At 62.7% G+C, this 15,070-nt stretch carries 16 protein-coding genes; 10 read left to right on the top strand and 6 right to left on the bottom strand.

All coding sequences use genetic code 11. From position 1 onward, the window contains the following. Genes HA052_RS12475 through HA052_RS12455 form a run of 5 tightly spaced genes read left to right on the top strand, consistent with a single transcriptional unit; the run spans window position 1 to window position 3,627 of the window. Window positions 1–918 (top strand): CobW family GTP-binding protein, encoded by a 918-nt coding sequence (locus tag HA052_RS12475; protein WP_166452168.1) that lies wholly within the window; start codon window positions 1–3, stop codon window positions 916–918. Beyond that, window positions 915–1,085 carry a hypothetical protein gene (locus HA052_RS12470; RefSeq protein WP_166452104.1) on the top strand — a complete coding sequence of 57 codons (171 nt, stop codon included), beginning with the start codon at window positions 915–917 and terminating at the stop codon, window positions 1,083–1,085. Before HA052_RS12475 ends, HA052_RS12470 begins: the two co-directional genes overlap by 4 nt. Further along, window positions 1,082–1,825 (top strand): metal ABC transporter ATP-binding protein, encoded by a 744-nt coding sequence (locus HA052_RS12465; protein ID WP_081550044.1) that lies wholly within the window; start codon window positions 1,082–1,084, stop codon window positions 1,823–1,825. Before HA052_RS12470 ends, HA052_RS12465 begins: the two co-directional genes overlap by 4 nt. A gap of 2 nt (window positions 1,826–1,827) precedes the next feature. Then, entirely contained in the window at window positions 1,828–2,700 is an 873-nt protein-coding gene (locus HA052_RS12460; RefSeq protein ID WP_176219620.1) for a metal ABC transporter permease, read from the top strand. A gap of 21 nt (window positions 2,701–2,721) precedes the next feature. Continuing rightward, complete coding sequence (locus HA052_RS12455; RefSeq protein ID WP_166452167.1) at window positions 2,722–3,627, top strand: metal ABC transporter solute-binding protein, Zn/Mn family; 906 nt, start codon at window positions 2,722–2,724, stop codon at window positions 3,625–3,627. Here the strand turns inward: HA052_RS12455 and HA052_RS12450 are convergent. After that, window positions 3,620–4,285, bottom strand: a complete 666-nt coding sequence (locus HA052_RS12450) for a sulfite exporter TauE/SafE family protein (protein WP_166452166.1) — start codon at window positions 4,283–4,285, stop codon at window positions 3,620–3,622. The genes HA052_RS12455 and HA052_RS12450 overlap by 8 nt on opposite strands. A 308-nt stretch (window positions 4,286–4,593) precedes the next feature. Between HA052_RS12450 and HA052_RS12445 the strand changes: the two genes are divergently transcribed. Beyond that, window positions 4,594–5,379: an enoyl-CoA hydratase gene (locus HA052_RS12445; protein ID WP_081550036.1), complete on the top strand. Its 786-nt coding sequence runs from the start codon at window positions 4,594–4,596 to the stop codon at window positions 5,377–5,379. 370 nt (window positions 5,380–5,749) lie between these two features. Here the strand turns inward: HA052_RS12445 and HA052_RS12435 are convergent, their stop codons facing one another. The 4 genes from HA052_RS12435 to HA052_RS12420 all read right to left on the bottom strand — a co-directional run bounded on the left by HA052_RS12435 (window position 5,750) and on the right by HA052_RS12420 (window position 10,344). Further along, window positions 5,750–7,825 carry a prolyl oligopeptidase family serine peptidase gene (locus HA052_RS12435; protein ID WP_166452165.1) on the bottom strand — a complete coding sequence of 692 codons (2,076 nt, stop codon included), beginning with the start codon at window positions 7,823–7,825 and terminating at the stop codon, window positions 5,750–5,752. 327 nt (window positions 7,826–8,152) lie between these two features. After that, window positions 8,153–8,851 carry a DsbA family protein gene (locus HA052_RS12430; protein WP_166452164.1) on the bottom strand — a complete coding sequence of 233 codons (699 nt, stop codon included), beginning with the start codon at window positions 8,849–8,851 and terminating at the stop codon, window positions 8,153–8,155. Then, window positions 8,845–9,711, bottom strand: a complete 867-nt coding sequence (locus tag HA052_RS12425) for an MBL fold metallo-hydrolase (protein ID WP_166452163.1) — start codon at window positions 9,709–9,711, stop codon at window positions 8,845–8,847. Before HA052_RS12425 ends, HA052_RS12430 begins: the two co-directional genes overlap by 7 nt. A 309-nt stretch (window positions 9,712–10,020) precedes the next feature. After that, complete coding sequence (locus HA052_RS12420; RefSeq protein ID WP_166452162.1) at window positions 10,021–10,344, bottom strand: hypothetical protein; 324 nt, start codon at window positions 10,342–10,344, stop codon at window positions 10,021–10,023. A 222-nt stretch (window positions 10,345–10,566) separates the two neighbouring features. On the opposite strand from HA052_RS12420, the gene HA052_RS12415 reads away from it, so the two are divergent. From HA052_RS12415 to HA052_RS12400, 4 genes are read left to right on the top strand one after another with little or no spacing between them, the layout of a single operon-like run. Next, on the top strand, window positions 10,567–11,490 hold the full coding sequence (locus tag HA052_RS12415; protein ID WP_166452161.1) for an ABC transporter permease subunit: 924 nt from the start codon (window positions 10,567–10,569) through the stop codon (window positions 11,488–11,490). An 18-nt stretch (window positions 11,491–11,508) separates the two neighbouring features. Then, window positions 11,509–12,609, top strand: a complete 1,101-nt coding sequence (locus HA052_RS12410) for an ABC transporter permease subunit (protein ID WP_166452160.1) — start codon at window positions 11,509–11,511, stop codon at window positions 12,607–12,609. A gap of 3 nt (window positions 12,610–12,612) precedes the next feature. After that, the gene (locus HA052_RS12405; RefSeq protein ID WP_107798614.1) at window positions 12,613–13,383 is read left to right on the top strand and encodes an ABC transporter ATP-binding protein; all 771 of its coding nucleotides are present in this window, start codon (window positions 12,613–12,615) and stop codon (window positions 13,381–13,383) included. Continuing rightward, the gene (locus HA052_RS12400) at window positions 13,380–14,090 is read left to right on the top strand and encodes an ABC transporter ATP-binding protein (RefSeq protein WP_166452159.1); all 711 of its coding nucleotides are present in this window, start codon (window positions 13,380–13,382) and stop codon (window positions 14,088–14,090) included. Before HA052_RS12405 ends, HA052_RS12400 begins: the two co-directional genes overlap by 4 nt. 48 nt (window positions 14,091–14,138) lie before the next feature. Here HA052_RS12400 and HA052_RS12395 read toward each other — a convergent pair whose 3' ends face one another. Next, entirely contained in the window at window positions 14,139–15,029 is an 891-nt protein-coding gene (locus tag HA052_RS12395; protein ID WP_166452158.1) for a LysR family transcriptional regulator, read from the bottom strand. Window positions 15,030–15,070: the final 41 nt, after the last annotated feature.

The following is a 15,070-nucleotide window of genomic DNA, read 5'->3' as shown; positions in this document are numbered from 1 at the left end:
ATGAAAAAAACCATAGTCAACTTGTTCACCGGTTTTCTCGGGGTGGGCAAGACCACGGCGTTGCGCCATTTGATTGAGCATCGTCCCGCGCATGAGAAGTGGGCGATCATCGTCAACGAGTTCGGCGAAGTCGGCATAGACGGCGCGGCCCTGAGTCAGGACGATCTGGCGGTGGCGGAAATCGCCGGCGGCTGCCTGTGCTGCGTGGCCGGTCCGCAGATGACCGCCACGGTGGCGACCCTGTTGCGCCGCGAACGCCCGGACCGCCTGCTGATCGAGGCCAGCGGCCTGGCGCACGCGGCGGGCGTCATCGACGAATTGCGCGCCAAGCCTTTGGGTGAGGCGCTGGAGGTAGGCGTGGTGCTCACTCTGGTGGACCCCCGCCAGTTCATTCTGCCGGATTACCATCGCCAGCCGCTGTACCGGGACCAGATTTCCATCGCCGACGTGCTGGTGGCCAACAAGATAGACACTGCCGACGTGCCGACGATGGAGGCTTTTCGTCAACAGGCAGGGGCTTTGTTTCCGCCCAAGTCGCTGGTGGGCGAAGTGCGCAACGGCGAGCTGGATCCGGCTTGGCTGGACGCCGCCGCCGCGCCCAAGCCGCGTTACCGTCCGGCGGTGCCGGACGACGCCGCTGCCCAATGGCGCTCGATGGGCTGGACTTTCGAGCCGGAGCTGGCTTTCGACGGGGAGCGGCTGACCCGCTTCTTTGATGAGCTGCCGGCCTTGGTGCCGGGCCTAGTGCGCGCCAAGGGCGTGTTCAAGGTACTGGACAGCTGGGTGTGGTTGAACTGGGCGGCGGGGCAGTGGGGCGCGGCCCAGGTGTCCTGGCGGCGCGACAGCCGCTTTGAACTGATTGCCGAGGATTTCGACGCCGCCGTGGTCGAGGATAAGTTGCGGAGGTGCTTCGAATGACGCCCAAACATCAGCATGACCATGCGCATCGGCATCTGACGCCGGCCAACTTCAAGGCGCCGTTCAGTCTTCTGGCGATGTCGGCCTGGCAACGGCTGGGGCTGGCCAGCGCCGCGCTGGCGGTCTTGTGGGTCCTGGTGATCTGGGCTTTGAGGGAGGCGGCATGAGCGTCAGTCTGCGGAACCTGACCGTCTCTTATCAGCGCCATCCGGCGGTGCACCATGTCAGCGGCAGTTTCGTCGCTGGGGACGCTACCGCGATTTTCGGACCAAACGGCGCCGGCAAGAGCACCTTGCTCAAGGCCATGATAGGCGCTTTGAAGCCGGACTCCGGCTCGGTGCAGCTGGGCGGCTTCCGGCGCCGGGACATCGCCTATCTGCCTCAGCAGTCCGAGATCGACCGCTCCTTGCCGGTCAGCGTGCTGGATCTGGTGTGCACCGGCTTGTGGCACGACACCGGCGTGTTCGGTGGCGTTAGCCGTCGCGGCCGCGATCAGGCCTTGCTGGCCTTGGAGCAGGTGGGCCTGGCCGACTTCGCGCTGCGGCCGATCTCGGCGCTGTCCAGCGGCCAGTTTCAGCGCGTGTTGTTCGCCCGCATCCTGGTGCAGGACGCCCGCCTGATCTTGCTGGACGAACCGTTTAACGCGGTGGACGCCAAGACCACCTACGATCTGCTGGAGCTGGTGCGCCATTGGCGGGAAGAGGGCCGTACCGTGGTGGCGGTGCTGCACGATTACGAGCAGGTGCGGGCCTATTTTCCGCACACCTTGTTGCTGGCGCGCGAAGTGGTGGCCTGGGGCGATACCGCCGAGGTGCTGTGCGACGCCAATCTGAAACGCGCGGTGGACACCGCCGCGCATTGGCAATCCCAGGCTGCGGTCTGCGAAGTGGATGGAGCGCAAGCCTGATGTTGCACTTATACGATTTACTGGTGGCGCCGTTCGCCGAGTTCGCCTTCATGCGCCGGGCGCTGATCGGTTGCCTGGCCCTGGCCTTGGGCAGCGGCCCGATCGGCCTGTTTCTGGTGATGCGGCGCATGAGCCTGATGGGCGACGCGATGAGCCACGCCGTGCTGCCCGGCGCCGCGGTGGGCTTCATGATGGCGGGCCTCAGCCTGCCGGCGATGAGCGTGGGCGGTTTCTTCGCCGGCGTGCTGGTGGCGCTGCTGGCCGGTCTGGCCACGCGTTTTACCAGCATCAAGGAAGACGCCAGCTTCGCCGCCTTCTACCTGCTGTCCTTATCCATCGGCGTATTGCTGGTGTCGCGAGGGGGCAGCAATGTGGACTTGATGCACATCTTGTTCGGCTCTGTGCTGGCGGTGGACGACGCGGCCCTGTTCCTGGTGGCCGGCGTTGCATCCTTCACCTTGTTGGCGCTGGCCTTGATCTACCGCCCCCTGCTGCTGGAAAGCCTGGATCCGGTCTATTTGCGCGCCGTGGGCGCGCGTGGTGGCTTGTGGCACATGTTGTTCCTGATGCTGGTGGTGCTGAACCTGGTGGCCGGTTTCCAGGCGCTGGGCACCTTGATGGCGGTGGGCCTGATGATGCTGCCGGCGATCACCGCCCGCTTGTGGACCGAGCGCATCGAAGCCTTGCTTGGCTTGTCGGTGGCCATCGCCTTCCTGGCGGGCTTGGGCGGCCTCTTGCTGTCCTACCATTTCGAACTGCCCTCCGGGCCGGCCATCATTCTGCTGGCGGGCCTGGTCTATCTGCTGTCGTTGCTGTTGGCGCCGGTGGGCGGGGCTTTGCCGCGCTACATCCGCGCCCGGCATCTGGAATCCTGAACCCTTATAAGGAAGTCGCCGATGAAGAAATCAATCATGGCCCTGTTGTTGCTGGGCTTGCCCTTGACCGTCTGGGCCAAGCTGCCGGTGGTCGCCAGCTTCAGCATCATGGCCGATATGACGCGGGAGATCGGCGGCGATCGCGTCGACGTATCCTCGCTGGTGGGACCGGACCAGGACGCCCACGTGTTCCAGCCGTCGCCGGCCGACGTCAAGAAAGTGGCCGGCGCCAAGCTGCTGGTCACCAACGGTCTGGGCATGGAGGGCTGGATGGTGCGGCTGAGCAAGGCCGCTCATTTCAAAGGCGTGCAAGTGGAAGCGGGCAAGGGCATCAAGACCCGCGAAGCGGAGGACGAGGATCACCATGGACATGATCACGGCCATGCCGGGCATGACCACGGAGCCATCGATCCGCATGCTTGGCACGATCCCAAGCGCGTGCTGACTTACATCCGCAACATCGAAGCCGGCCTGAGCCAGGCGGATCCGGCCGGCAAGCAGGAATACGCTCGCCGTGCCGCCGACTACGCGGCCAAGGTGAAGGAGATGGACGCCTGGGCGGCCAAGGCCTTCGCCGCCGTGCCGGCAGCCAAGCGCAAGATGCTGACTTCGCACGACGCCTTTGCTTATCTGGGCGAGCGTTACCAACTGCAAGTGCTGGCCATTCAGGGAGTGAGCACCGAGTCCGAGGCGTCGGCCAAGGCGGTGGCGCGTCTGGTACGCCAGGTGCGGCAGGAGAAAGTGTCGGCGGTGTTCATGGAGAACATGACCGATAAGCGTCTGTTGGAGCAGTTGTCGCGCGAGGCCAAGGTGACGATAGGCGGCAAGCTGTATGCCGACGCGCTGTCAGGTCCGTCCGGCCCCGCGCCCAGCTATCTGGCGATGTTCCGCTACAACGTGGACACCATTCTGAAGTCGTTTAAATAAGCGCTCGCAGCAATTGCCAGGCGCCGATGCCAGCAACGACCAGTCCCGCCGTTAGGCGGACTGGTCGTTGTTGCATCCAGCGGCGCAGGCTGTCGGCGAAGGCGCCCATCAGCAAGAGATTGGGCAAGGTGCCGAGGCCGAAGGCCAGCATGGCCAGCGCGCCGCCGGACGCGCTGCCGGTGGCCAGCGCCGACAGCGAGGCGCTGTAAACCAGGCCACAGGGCAGCCAGCCCCAGACCATGCCGGCCAGCAAGGCGGATTGCGGCGAGCGGACCGGCAGCAGGCGCCCCAGCAGCGGCTGCAAGCGTCGCCATATCGGCACGCCCAAGCGCTCGATCAGATTGACCGCTCCAGACAAGCCGGCCAGGTAGAGGCCCATGGCCACCAGCATCAGGTTGGCCAACAGCGCCAACGCCAGTTGAAGGCCGCGGATGTTAAGCAGGGCGAGGCTGGTGGCGGCCAGGCCGCCCAGCAGCGCGCCTATCAGCGCGTAGCTGCCGATGCGCCCCAGGTTGTAGGCCAGCATGATGCGCCAGCGGCCGGTTTCGGGGGGCAGATTCAGTGTCAGAGCGGCGACGATGCCGCCGCACATGCCCATGCAGTGGCCGCCGCCCAGCAAGCCCGCCAGAAACAATATCCACTCGCTCGTTTCAATCATGCCGCAACCTGTCTCAGAAAGCTCTATGGTAACAGAGTGGCGTCCCTGGCTTGCGCGCGCGGTAGTCATATTTGCTTTTGGCATTTATTGCCTTTATCAAAATTTTACTTGGCATCTCCTTAAAGAAAGTTATAAAAAAAATGATGGTCTTGCAGGTCGACTACTGGTCAAAAGGTCAGTTTGCAATGAGAATGCTGCTTTGGCTTCGGACCTATGCGCAATGGGTCCCCCGCTGAGGATCCAGGCGCTCGACCTGGTCAAAACATATGCATAAGCGATGTAATCCATGGGGATAGAGTGAGGAAAATATGGCCAAGTATCTGACACTTGAGCGGCTGGGCCAGTCAGCGATCGTGACTCTCAAAAACGCGCCGGCAAATCTGCTGACCACGGAGAGCCTGAATGAGCTGGCTACGACGATGCGGTCGCTGGATGCGGATCCGGCTGTGCGTTCGGTGGTGCTGACCGGGGCGGGCGACGCGTTTTTTTCCGCCGGCGCCGATTTGAAGCAGTTCGCGTCCGGCGATGCGGCCGAGGCCGACAAGGTATTCGACGCCTTCGCCGGCGCTTTGCGCAGTTTGCAGCAATACCACGGCGTCACCGTGGCTGCGATCAACGGCTACGCTTTGGGCGGTGGTTTGGAACTGGCGTTGGGCTGTGATTACATGGTGGCCGAGCGCGGAGCCAAGCTCGGGCTGCCGGAGGCCAAAGTGGGCATCATTCCGGCGGCGGGCGGCACCAAGACGCTGGCGGACAAGGTGGGTGTCTCCTGGGCCAAGCGCATTATTTTGGGCGGCGAAGTGGTGACGGCTGAGAAGGCCCTGACCATAGGGCTGATCGAGGAGGTGGTGGATCAGGGCTTCGCCAAGATCGTGGCGATCAGCCTGGCCAACAAGGTGGCGAACCAAGCGCCGGGCGCGGTGGCCGCGGCGCGTCGTCTGATCGAGGAGAGCGGCAACCTGACGCTGGCCCAGCATCTGGAGCGCGAGCGCGCCGCGGTGCGTCAGCTGATAGGTGGCGCGGAGCAGATCGAGGGCGTCAACGCCTTCATCGCCAAGCGCAGCCCCAGTTGGGTCGAGTCCAGCGATGATTGAACATCGCGCATCCCATGCAAAACCGCCTGTCGCCGTTTCGGCCGCAGGCGGTTTGTTTTGATGCCCTGCTCGCGCGGCATCAGTTGTCGCCTGCGAGATAGCTGATCTTGCCGTTGTCGAAGCGAAACTCCGAGCGTCCGCTCAATTCCAGCGTGTCCCCTGCCTTGCCGCCGGTAGGCAGAACCTGAGCCAAAAGGGTCTGGTAATGGATGCGGGCGCCGGCTGACGTTTGCTGTTGGCGTAATTCTTGAACTCCACATCCGGACTGAGCTGCGTCAGCATGCCGACGATGCCGAATTGCCTGTAGGCGGCGCTATAACGTTCAACCAGGGATTGCATCGTTGGCGCGTCTCCTGTCGGGCGGGGCGAGTCAGCGCAGTTGGCGCAACAGGAAGGCGTATTCCATCGCCGCGATATCGGCCTCTTGTTGGTGGTTGGCGGCGGCGCCGTGCCCGCCTTCGGTGCGTTCGAAATACTGCACCGGGGCGCCCATCGCCTGCATGGCCGCGAACATCTTGCGGGCATGGCCGGGGTGGACCCGGTCATCCAGCGTCGAGGTCATGAATAGGGTAGCCGGGTAGCGCGCGTCTGGCTTCAGGTTCTGATAGGGCGAATAACGACGGATATAGGCCCAGTCTTCCGGCAGGTCCGGGTTGCCGTACTCGTCCATCCAGCTGGCCCCGGCCAGCAAGCGGTTGAAGCGGCGCATGTCCAGCAGCGGCACCTGGCAGACCACGGCGTTGAACAGCTCCGGGCGCTGGGTGAGCATCACCCCCATTAGCAGGCCGCCGTTGCTGCCCCCTTTGATGCCCAGATGGCGGGCATCGGCCACGCCGCGCTTTGCCAGGTCCTCGGCGATGGCGGCGAAGTCGTCGTAGGCGTTCTGGCGCAAGTGCTTGCGCGCCGCCTCGTGCCAGGCCGGGCCGTATTCGCCGCCTCCGCGGATATTGGCCAGCGCGTAGACGCCGCCGCGATCCAGCCAGGCTTTGCCCAGCGCGCCGTTGTAGCGCGGGGTCAGCGACACTTCGAAACCGCCGTAGCCGTACAAGAGCGTGGGGTTGGCGCCGTCCAGCTTGACGTCTTTGCGGCTGACCAGGAAGTAGGGCACCCGAGTGCCGTCGCGAGAGGCGGCGAACCACTGCTGGATGCGGTAAGGGCTGGCGTCGAAAAAGCCGGGTTGCTGTTTCAGCGTCTGGCGTTGATCGCTGCCGGCCTCGGCCAGCGCCAGCGTCGGCGGCGTTAGAAAGTCGGTGAAGCTGTAGAAGTAGCGATTGTCCCGATCAGGGTCGACCGCGCGCACGCTGATGCTGCCGAAGTTCGGGGTATCCACGGTGCGGGATTGCCATTGACCGGCCACGACCTTCCATTCCCACAAGCGGCTGCCGACATTGTCCAGCGTGGTCAGCAGCAGGCTGTCGCGGGTGGACGTCTGTTCCGCTAGCGAGACGGTGGCGCTGGGCTCGAACAAAGGGGTGAAGTCACGCGCCCCGGCCAGGTAGGCTTCGACATCGATGGCCAGCAGGGAGCCGCCTCGCCAGGTTTTTGCGCCGATTTTCCAGTCCTGCTTGGGCGTCAGCAACAGCCAGTTGTCGAAAAAGTCGACGCCGACATGATCGGGCTTGTCCAGTCGTCGCCATTCTCCGGCGACCAGCAGGCGCGTTTCCGTGGTGAAGAAGGTGGGCGCGCGCGTGATCACGTCGTAGCGGCGGCCTTGGGCGTCAATCCTGGCCGCGTGCACGGCGACGTCGGCTTGCCGGCCTTCGAACACGGTTTGCGCCTGGGCCAGCGGCTGGCCACGGCGCCAGGTTTTGACGACGCGGGGGTAGCCGGAGTCAGTCAGCGATCCAGGGCCGAAGTCGCTCATTACATAAAGGGAGTCATGGTCCTGCCAGCTGACTTCGCTCTTGGCTTCCGGCAACTGGAAGCCATCCTTGACGAAGGCTTTGGCGGCCGGATCGAATTCGCGCACCACCGCGGCGTCGCCGCCGCCGCGGCTCAGGCGCAGTAGGCAGCGCTCTTGATTGGGGCGCAGGCAGTCGGCTCCTTGCCAGACCCAGTTTTCCCCTTCGTCTTTGGCCAGACCATCCAGATCCAGCACCGTTTCCCATTGCGGCGCGGCCTTGCGGTATTCGTCCAGCGTGGCGCGTCGCCACAGCCCGCGCGGGTGGTCTTTGTCGCGCCAGAAGTTGTAGTAGAGCCCGCCTATCTTCTCCACGGAGGGGATGCGGTCGTTGGAGTCCAGGATGGTCAGCAGTTCGCGGCGTAGCGTCGGATAGTCGGCTTGCCGGCCGAGGTCCTGGCGCGTGCTCGCGTTTTGCTGGCCAACCCAGGCCAGCGCTTCTTTGCCTTGAATCTCCTCCAGCCATAGATACGGGTCTTGAGCGGCGCTTGCCGCGGCACTGAGCGCGAGCAGGGCGAAGGATAGTGGGGGGCCTAAGGTTTTCATCCGGACGCGTTTCCCTTATTTCAGCCAATGGCTGTAGACAGTGAATTTGTTTTGATGTGTCCGAATACTGTAGCGCCCGTGAATTTGTTTGTCATCAAGCGCCGCGCGGGCGGAGAAGACGAACGGCGGCCATGTCCAGACGTGGCCGCCGTTGGCGGGGAGGGCGGGGGGCGGGGCCTTGGAAGCCGTTCACGGTAGGCTGCGCGGCCTAGAGCGCGACTCGGTGTGCGCCGCATTCGGAATGCTCATGCGTCCCATGAGCAAGGCCGCTTTTTCAGCGCTTGCTTTCACCTGATCGCGTCCCTGCGCGCGGTTTTGAACAGGTGCTTAGCAGCCGTCCAGTCCGCACATCGGCGGCAGCTCGGCCGAGCCTGAGAGGGTGGCGGCGCCGAGTTGCGCCAGGTGCTGGCTGAACATGTCCGGCTTGCCCAGATAGGAGCCCAGATCCAGGGCTTGGAAGCGGCCGTCCACTTCCAGCGCCGCGGACGGGAAGCCGCGCAAGCCCAGGCGGGTCATCAGCCGGCGGCTGTGGTCTATATGCTCTACACTGCGCGCCAGACCGCCGGCGTAGGCGTCGGCGAAGCGGTCGGCGGACACGCCCAATTCGGCTGCTAGTTGGGTGAGCACGGCGACATTGGCAATCTCCAGGCCGTGCAGATAATGAGCGGCTTGTACGCGGGCCAGCATGGTTTGTGGCGAGATGCCCAGTTCCGGGGCGGTCAGGACGGCGGCGATGGGCGGCGTCGAGTCCAAGCGCGCGTCGCTGCGCAGCAAGCCGTCGAAGTAGGCGTCGCCGAAGGGCTGGCCGCTAAGGGCGGCGATGCGGTGATCGTGCGGCATCACATAGCCGCGCCACTCCAGGTTCACGCGGCGGTTGTGCGGCGCGCTCAGCATGCCGCCGCCGTGCAGCGCCAGTTCGACTTCCGGCCGCGCCGCGGCCGCCAGCAGCAGCGGCGAAGCGCCGTAGCACCAGCCGCACAGCGGATCGTAAAAGTAGTGCAGCCGGATCGTGGAGGCGCTTACCATTTCATTTCGCCCTTATTGACCTTGGCGCCGATCTCCAGCGACATGTCTTCACCCGCTTGCGGGAAGGCTTGCTTCATCGCCTGGATCAACTGGGCGCTATCGGCCGACTTGGCCAGATTCAATTCGAAGCGCTGCAGGTATTGGCGGGTGAAGCGCACGGCGCTCAGATCGGTTTTATCGCCAGCTTGCATGTGACCGGGTACAACGATCGCCGGTTGCAGGGCTTCCATTTCATCCAGCTGCTTGATCCAGGCCTGGCGTTCGGTGCGGCTCTGGGTGTCCGCGGTCCAGACGTGCATGCTGGGAGCGGTGACGCCGACATTGCCGACAATCGCGCGGATGGATGGAATCCACACATAGCCGCGGTGGGCCAGTACGCCGCGCGTGCCCTTGATTTCCAGCGCCTTGCCTTCCAGTTCCAGGCGTTTGTCTTCCAGTTCATCGGGCAGCAGCGCAGCGCTTGGCGCGTTCGCGCCCATTTTCGGGCCCCAATAGGCGATCTTGCCCTGGATATTGGCCTTGATCTTGGCCAGGGTCGGACCGTTGCTGAGCACTTGGGCCTGCGGGAAGATTTTCTTCAGTTCGGCGGCGCCGAAGTAGTAGTCGGGATCGGCTTGGCTGATATAAATGGTTTTCAGCCGCTTGCCGCTGTCCAGCACCTTGGCGGCGATGCGGTGGGCGTCGGCGCGGGTGAAGCCGGTGTCGATCAGGATGGCGTCTTTTTCGCCGCTAACCAGCACCGAGCTGACGTTGAAGCTATTGCCGTCAGCGTTGTAGATGGACAGTTTCAGCGGTTCGGCGGCGAAGGCGGCCGTTGCCGCCAGGGTCAAGGCGCCGGCGATCAGGATTTGACGGGGCATCGATTCATTCTCCATATGGCCCGACATCTATCGCGGGCAGTGAGTGGTGGATGGCGACGCTCACTATAAAACGCGCGCTTAATGGGAATAAACCATCTAAATCGCACTAAATTGTTGCTTGTTTCGATCTAATTGGCGCCGAGACCGGAGCGTTCGCCATACCGTCCACGCAGTCTGCCGCAATCTCCGGCGCGACGACGCGGCCGCATGGAAGTCGGTTGCGTATCGAAGGCGCGCCGCCGCACCGGGGCGTGTGTTGGCCGTTCTATAAGACAAGTTGCAGCCAAGATGGGTCGGATGGGCTATGTTTTAGCCATAAATGTGTTCAGCGAGGAATGTCGGATGGGCGCTGAATGCGATGGTCTCGTTTTTGCTTGATGTACGATGCGTCGCGCTGTGCAATTTTTGTCTGCGTCGGGCGTCTTTTTGGGAGATTGTATCCATTCGAATCACGAAAGCGATCGAATGTTGTAATGCGAATTCTTTGATGGGTGTCTTTTCGAAAGCGAACATATTTTGCGCAGAAGCATGATCAAAATCTGAAAAACAACCTGCTGGCTTAGGGTTTGTCTTTATCCAGAGAAATTCAAAATTTCTTTGGCCGGTTTCGTCTTGTTTTTCAAAAAAACACATGAAAAACAATGTGTTATATTGTTTTTAAATGAGCTTGATTTGGTGCCGTTTTAACCAATCTTTAAGATTGACAGTCGCTCGAATCCACCTACATAATCCGTTCGCCTGTCTGACAGAATCCAAATAATCAAGGCTCGTCCGGGCACTCAAGAACAGGCAGCGGCCAATAAGAGGGAAAGCCCCGCAAGCTGCCGGTCGTCAATACAAAGGAGATCTCCCAACGTGGACATTTTTCTGCAACAAATCCTGAACGGTCTCGTTCTGGGTAGCATTTATGCGTTGATCGCATTGGGCTACACCATGGTGTACGGGATCATGGGGCTCATCAACTTCGCTCACGGCGAAGTGGTGATGTTCGGCGCCATGGTCACCATCTCCGTCGTCAATGCCTTGTCCGGTTCCGGCCTGCCCGGTCCCGCCCTGGTGCTGATCGGTCTGCTGGTGGCGATTGCTGCCTGCATGCTGCTGGGCTTCACCGTAGAGCGCATCGCTTACCGCCCGCTGCGCGGCAAGCAAAGACTGGCGCCGCTAATCACCGCGATCGGCCTGTCCATCGTGCTGCAGCAGGTGGCCATCCTGATCTGGGGCCGCAACTACATTCCGTTTCCGCAAATCCTCGACCATGACGTGGTGTCCTTTTTCGGCGCCAGCATCACCAAGCTGCAGATCACCATCATCGCGCTGTGCCTGGTGATCATGGCCGGCCTGCTGTTGATGGTGGAACGCACCAAGCTGGGCCGCGCCATGCGCGCCACCAGCCAGAACCCGGCGGTGGCCGGCCTGATGGGCGTCAACGTCAACACCATCATTTCCGCCACCTTCGTCATCGGCTCCGGGCTGGGCGCAGTGGCCGGCGTGATGGTCGCCACCAACTACGAGCAGGCTCATTACTATATGGGCTTCATGATTGGTCTGAAGGCCTTCACCGCCGCGGTGCTGGGCGGCATCGGCAATCTGGGTGGCGCGGTGGCCGGCGGCTTGCTGCTGGGCATCATTGAAAGCCTGGGCGCCGGTTATATCGGCACGCTGACCGGCGGTTTCCTCGGGTCCAACTATCAGGACATCATCGCCTTCATGGTGCTGATCCTGGTGCTGATTTTCCGTCCGTCCGGCTTGCTGGGCGAAAAGATGGCCGATCGCGCCTGATCACGGAGCAGACATATCATGACCATGGCACTCAATATCAATAAGATGGACACCGGCAAGAAGGTCGGCCTGTTCGTGCTGTCCGCGGTTGCGCTGGCGGTGCTGCCTTTTCTGGTGGGCGGCTTGCTGGGCAATTCCTGGGTCCGCATCGTCGACTTCGCCTTGCTTTATGTGATGCTGGCGCTGGGCCTGAACATCGTGGTGGGTTTTGCCGGCTTGCTTGATCTGGGCTTCATCGCCTTCTACGCGGTGGGCGCCTATACCTTCGCCTTGTTGGGCTCGCCGCATTTCGGCCTGCATCTGCCGTTCTACATCAGCATCCCGCTGGGCGCGGTGGTGGCGGCGTTCTGCGGCATCTTGCTGGGCACGCCGGTATTGCGGCTCAAGGGCGACTATCTGGCCATCGTGACGCTGGGTTTCGGGGAGATCGTGCGCATCTTCATGAACAACCTGAACACCCCGATCAACATCACCAACGGCCCGCAGGGCATCAACCTGATCGATCCGATCAAGGTAGGCGGCGTGTCGCTGGGCGATACCATGGAGTTGTTCGGACTCAGCTTCCACAGCGTCTATCTGTACTACTACCTGTTCCTGGTGTTGACCGTGGGCGTGGTGATCATGGCCTGGCGCCTGCAGCATTCGCGCATCGGCCGCGCCTGGGTGGCCCTGCGCGAAGACGACATCGCCGCCGCGGCGATGGGCATCAACATCCGCAACATCAAGTTGCTGGCCTTCGCCTTGGGCGCCTTGTCCGGCGGCGTGGCCGGCGGCCTGTTCGCGTCCTTCCAGGGCTTCGTGTCGCCGGAATCGTTCAGCCTGCTGGAATCCATCATGATTCTGGCGATGATCGTGCTGGGCGGCATGGGTCACATCCCGGGCGTGATTCTCGGCGCCGTGGTGCTGACCATCGCGCCGGAGATCCTGCGCGAAGTGATAGGCCCGCTGCAGATGAAAACCTTCGGCAAAATGCTGATCGATCCGGAAAACGCCCGCATGCTGTTGTTCGGCTTGGCGATGGTGGTGATGATGCTGGTGCGGCCGGAGGGCATGTGGCCGTCCAAGCGCCGTAAAGCCGAGTTCCGTGACGATAGAGAAGCCGCAGGGCAGAAAGGTTGAGCCATGGCTGAAGTTTTGCTGAAGATAGAAGGCATCCATAAACGCTTTGGCGGCCTGCACGCGCTCAACAACGTGGCGCTGACCATCAACAAGGGCGAGATTTACGGCCTGATCGGCCCCAACGGCGCGGGCAAGACCACGCTGTTCAACGTGTTGACCGGCTTGTACGTGCCGGACGAAGGCGCGTTCGAGTTCGATGGCCACAATCTGTTCCAACAGAAGCCGCACGTGGTGGTGGCCGCCGGCATCGCCCGCACCTTTCAGAACATCCGTCTGTTCGCCGAAATGACGGCCTTGGAAAACGTGATGGTGGGGCGTCACATTCGCTCCAAGGCCGGCGCCTTGGGCGCGGTGCTGCGCGACAGACGCACCATGGCTGAAGAAAAGGCGATCACCGACAAGGCCTGGGAATTGCTGGAATACGTGGGCATCGCCGATGTGGCCCATGAGCGCGCCCGCAACCTGTCCTACGGCCATCAGCGCCGACTGGAAATCGCGCGCGCGCTGGCCACCGAGCCCAAGCTGCTGGCGCTGGACGAGCCGGCCGCCGGCATGAACCCGCGCGAGACCGAGGAACTGAAGACTCTGATGTCCAAAATCCGCGCCGGAGGCGTGACGGTGCTGCTGATCGAGCACGACGTCAAACTGATGATGGGCTTGTGCGACCGCATCGCGGTGCTGGACTACGGCAAGAAGATTGCCGAAGGCGTTCCCGAAGAGGTGCGCAAGAACCCGAAAGTGATTGAGGCCTACCTGGGAGCGGCACACGCATGAGCATTTTGGAAGTCAAAGACCTGCAAGTGGCCTATGGCGGCATTCAGGCGGTCAAGGGCGTCGATTTTCACATCGAGCAGGGCGAGTTGGTGACCCTGATCGGCGCCAACGGCGCCGGCAAGACCACCACGCTGAAAACCCTGGTGGGCATGGTGAAAAAATCCGGCGGCAGCATTCACTACGACGGCAAAGATATCTCCACCATCGCGCCGCACAACTTCGTGCGCCACGGCCTGGCCATGGTGCCGGAGGGCCGCGGGGTGTTCGCCAAGCTGACGGTGGAAGAGAACCTGCTGATGGGCGCTTACTATCGCGACGACAAGGCCGCGATCCTGAGCGAGGCCGAGCGGGTGTACGAGCTGTTCCCGCGCTTGAAGGAGCGGCAGAAACAGCTTGCCGGCACTTTGTCCGGTGGTGAGCAGCAGATGGTGGCCATGGGCCGCGCGATGCTGTCCAAGCCCAAGCTGCTGCTGCTGGACGAACCGTCCATGGGCCTGGCTCCCATCATCGTGGAGAAGATCTTCGAGATCATTCAGATGGTGGCTAAGGAGGGCGTGACCATGCTGTTGGTGGAGCAAAACGCCAAGCTGGCGCTGGAAGTGTCGCAGCGCGGCTACGTGATGGAAAGCGGCCGCATCACCATGAGCGGCCCGGCCAAGGACCTGCTCAACGACGAACGCGTGCGCAACGCCTATCTGGGCGAGTGAGTTCGCCGCGCGTCGCCAAACCCCGGACTTGTCCGGGGTTTTTTGTTTTCAGAGCGCGGCGTCGATGGCGGCTTGCAACATGGCCTGGACGCCTGGATGCTGTAGCCGGCGGCGGTTGGCGATGGCGTAATAATGTTCCCAGACGCCGTCGACCTCGCCCAGCGCCTGCGGCGCGTTCGCGTCCCCGCCGCTGGGCGCCGTGCTGGGAAACAGGCCGAAGCCCTGGCGGCCGAAGGCGTCCAGCAAGGCGCCGTCGTCGAACTCCGCCACGATGTCCGGCTTGATCCTGCGTTCTTCAAACCACTGGTCCAACTGGCTGCGCAGCACATGGTGGCGGCTGGGCAGCAACATCGGCGCTTGGTTCAGGCTGGCGGGGAATCCCTCGGCGTAGCGCCGCCACAATTCCGCCGCGCCGGCGATCTTTACCGGGCAGCGCATCAGCAGCCAGGATTGAAAGGGCTGCGATCCGCCGGCCGCCATCGGCCGGTCCGCCAATACCACGTCCAGCCGGTGGCGGGTCAAGTCGGCCAGCAATTCGTCGAAATCGCCTTCGCCGCATTGCAGCCTGACCTTGGCGTCCAGCCGCAGCGCCGGTTCCAACAGCTTGAGCGCGATGGCCTTGGGCAGCACATCCGAAATGCCAGCCGCCAGGCGGATGGTCTTGTCCAGCTGGGCGTCTTCCAGCGTTTCCTGCAATTCCTCGCCCAGCATGAAGATCTGGTCGGCGTAGCGCAGCGCCACATGGCCGGCTTCGGTCAGAACCAGCTGGCGTCCCTGTTGTCGGAACAAGGTTCGCTCCAGGCTCTGCTCCAGTCGCGAAATCTGGCCGCTGACGGTTTGAGCGCTGACGCCCAGTTGTTCCGCCGCGCGGGTGACGCCGCCGGCGTGGGCGACCGCCCAAAAGTAATGCAGATGCTTGAAGTTGATCCGTTCGGACATAATGGTTCGAAAAAACTTGATGTATTTTCTGATTATATTTG

Origin of the sequence: Chromobacterium fluminis (assembly GCF_011602385.1) — a bacterium.
Lineage (GTDB): Bacteria > Pseudomonadota > Gammaproteobacteria > Burkholderiales > Chromobacteriaceae > Chromobacterium > Chromobacterium fluminis.
The sequence above is the reverse complement of the archived record's forward strand: the minus strand, read 5'-3'. Positions and strand labels throughout refer to the sequence as shown.

Bases quoted from the DNA above. Each gene is read 5' to 3' on its own strand.
- HA052_RS12465 (WP_081550044.1), top strand. From the start codon at position 1,082: ATGAGCGTCAGTCTGCGGAACCTGACCGTCTCTTATCAGCGCCATCCG.
- HA052_RS12400 (WP_166452159.1), top strand. From the start codon at position 13,380: ATGAGCATTTTGGAAGTCAAAGACCTGCAAGTGGCCTATGGCGGCATT.
- HA052_RS12435 (WP_166452165.1), bottom strand. From the start codon at position 7,825: ATGAAAACCTTAGGCCCCCCACTATCCTTCGCCCTGCTCGCGCTCAGT.
- HA052_RS12395 (WP_166452158.1), bottom strand. From the start codon at position 15,029: ATGTCCGAACGGATCAACTTCAAGCATCTGCATTACTTTTGGGCGGTC.
- HA052_RS12450 (WP_166452166.1), bottom strand. From the start codon at position 4,285: ATGATTGAAACGAGCGAGTGGATATTGTTTCTGGCGGGCTTGCTGGGC.
- HA052_RS12410 (WP_166452160.1), top strand. From the start codon at position 11,509: ATGACCATGGCACTCAATATCAATAAGATGGACACCGGCAAGAAGGTC.
- HA052_RS12425 (WP_166452163.1), bottom strand. From the start codon at position 9,711: ATGCCCCGTCAAATCCTGATCGCCGGCGCCTTGACCCTGGCGGCAACG.
- HA052_RS12405 (WP_107798614.1), top strand. From the start codon at position 12,613: ATGGCTGAAGTTTTGCTGAAGATAGAAGGCATCCATAAACGCTTTGGC.
- HA052_RS12470 (WP_166452104.1), top strand. From the start codon at position 915: ATGACGCCCAAACATCAGCATGACCATGCGCATCGGCATCTGACGCCG.
- HA052_RS12420 (WP_166452162.1), bottom strand. From the start codon at position 10,344: ATGTGTTTTTTTGAAAAACAAGACGAAACCGGCCAAAGAAATTTTGAA.
- HA052_RS12430 (WP_166452164.1), bottom strand. From the start codon at position 8,851: ATGGTAAGCGCCTCCACGATCCGGCTGCACTACTTTTACGATCCGCTG.
- HA052_RS12455 (WP_166452167.1), top strand. From the start codon at position 2,722: ATGAAGAAATCAATCATGGCCCTGTTGTTGCTGGGCTTGCCCTTGACC.
- HA052_RS12475 (WP_166452168.1), top strand. From the start codon at position 1: ATGAAAAAAACCATAGTCAACTTGTTCACCGGTTTTCTCGGGGTGGGC.
- HA052_RS12445 (WP_081550036.1), top strand. From the start codon at position 4,594: ATGGCCAAGTATCTGACACTTGAGCGGCTGGGCCAGTCAGCGATCGTG.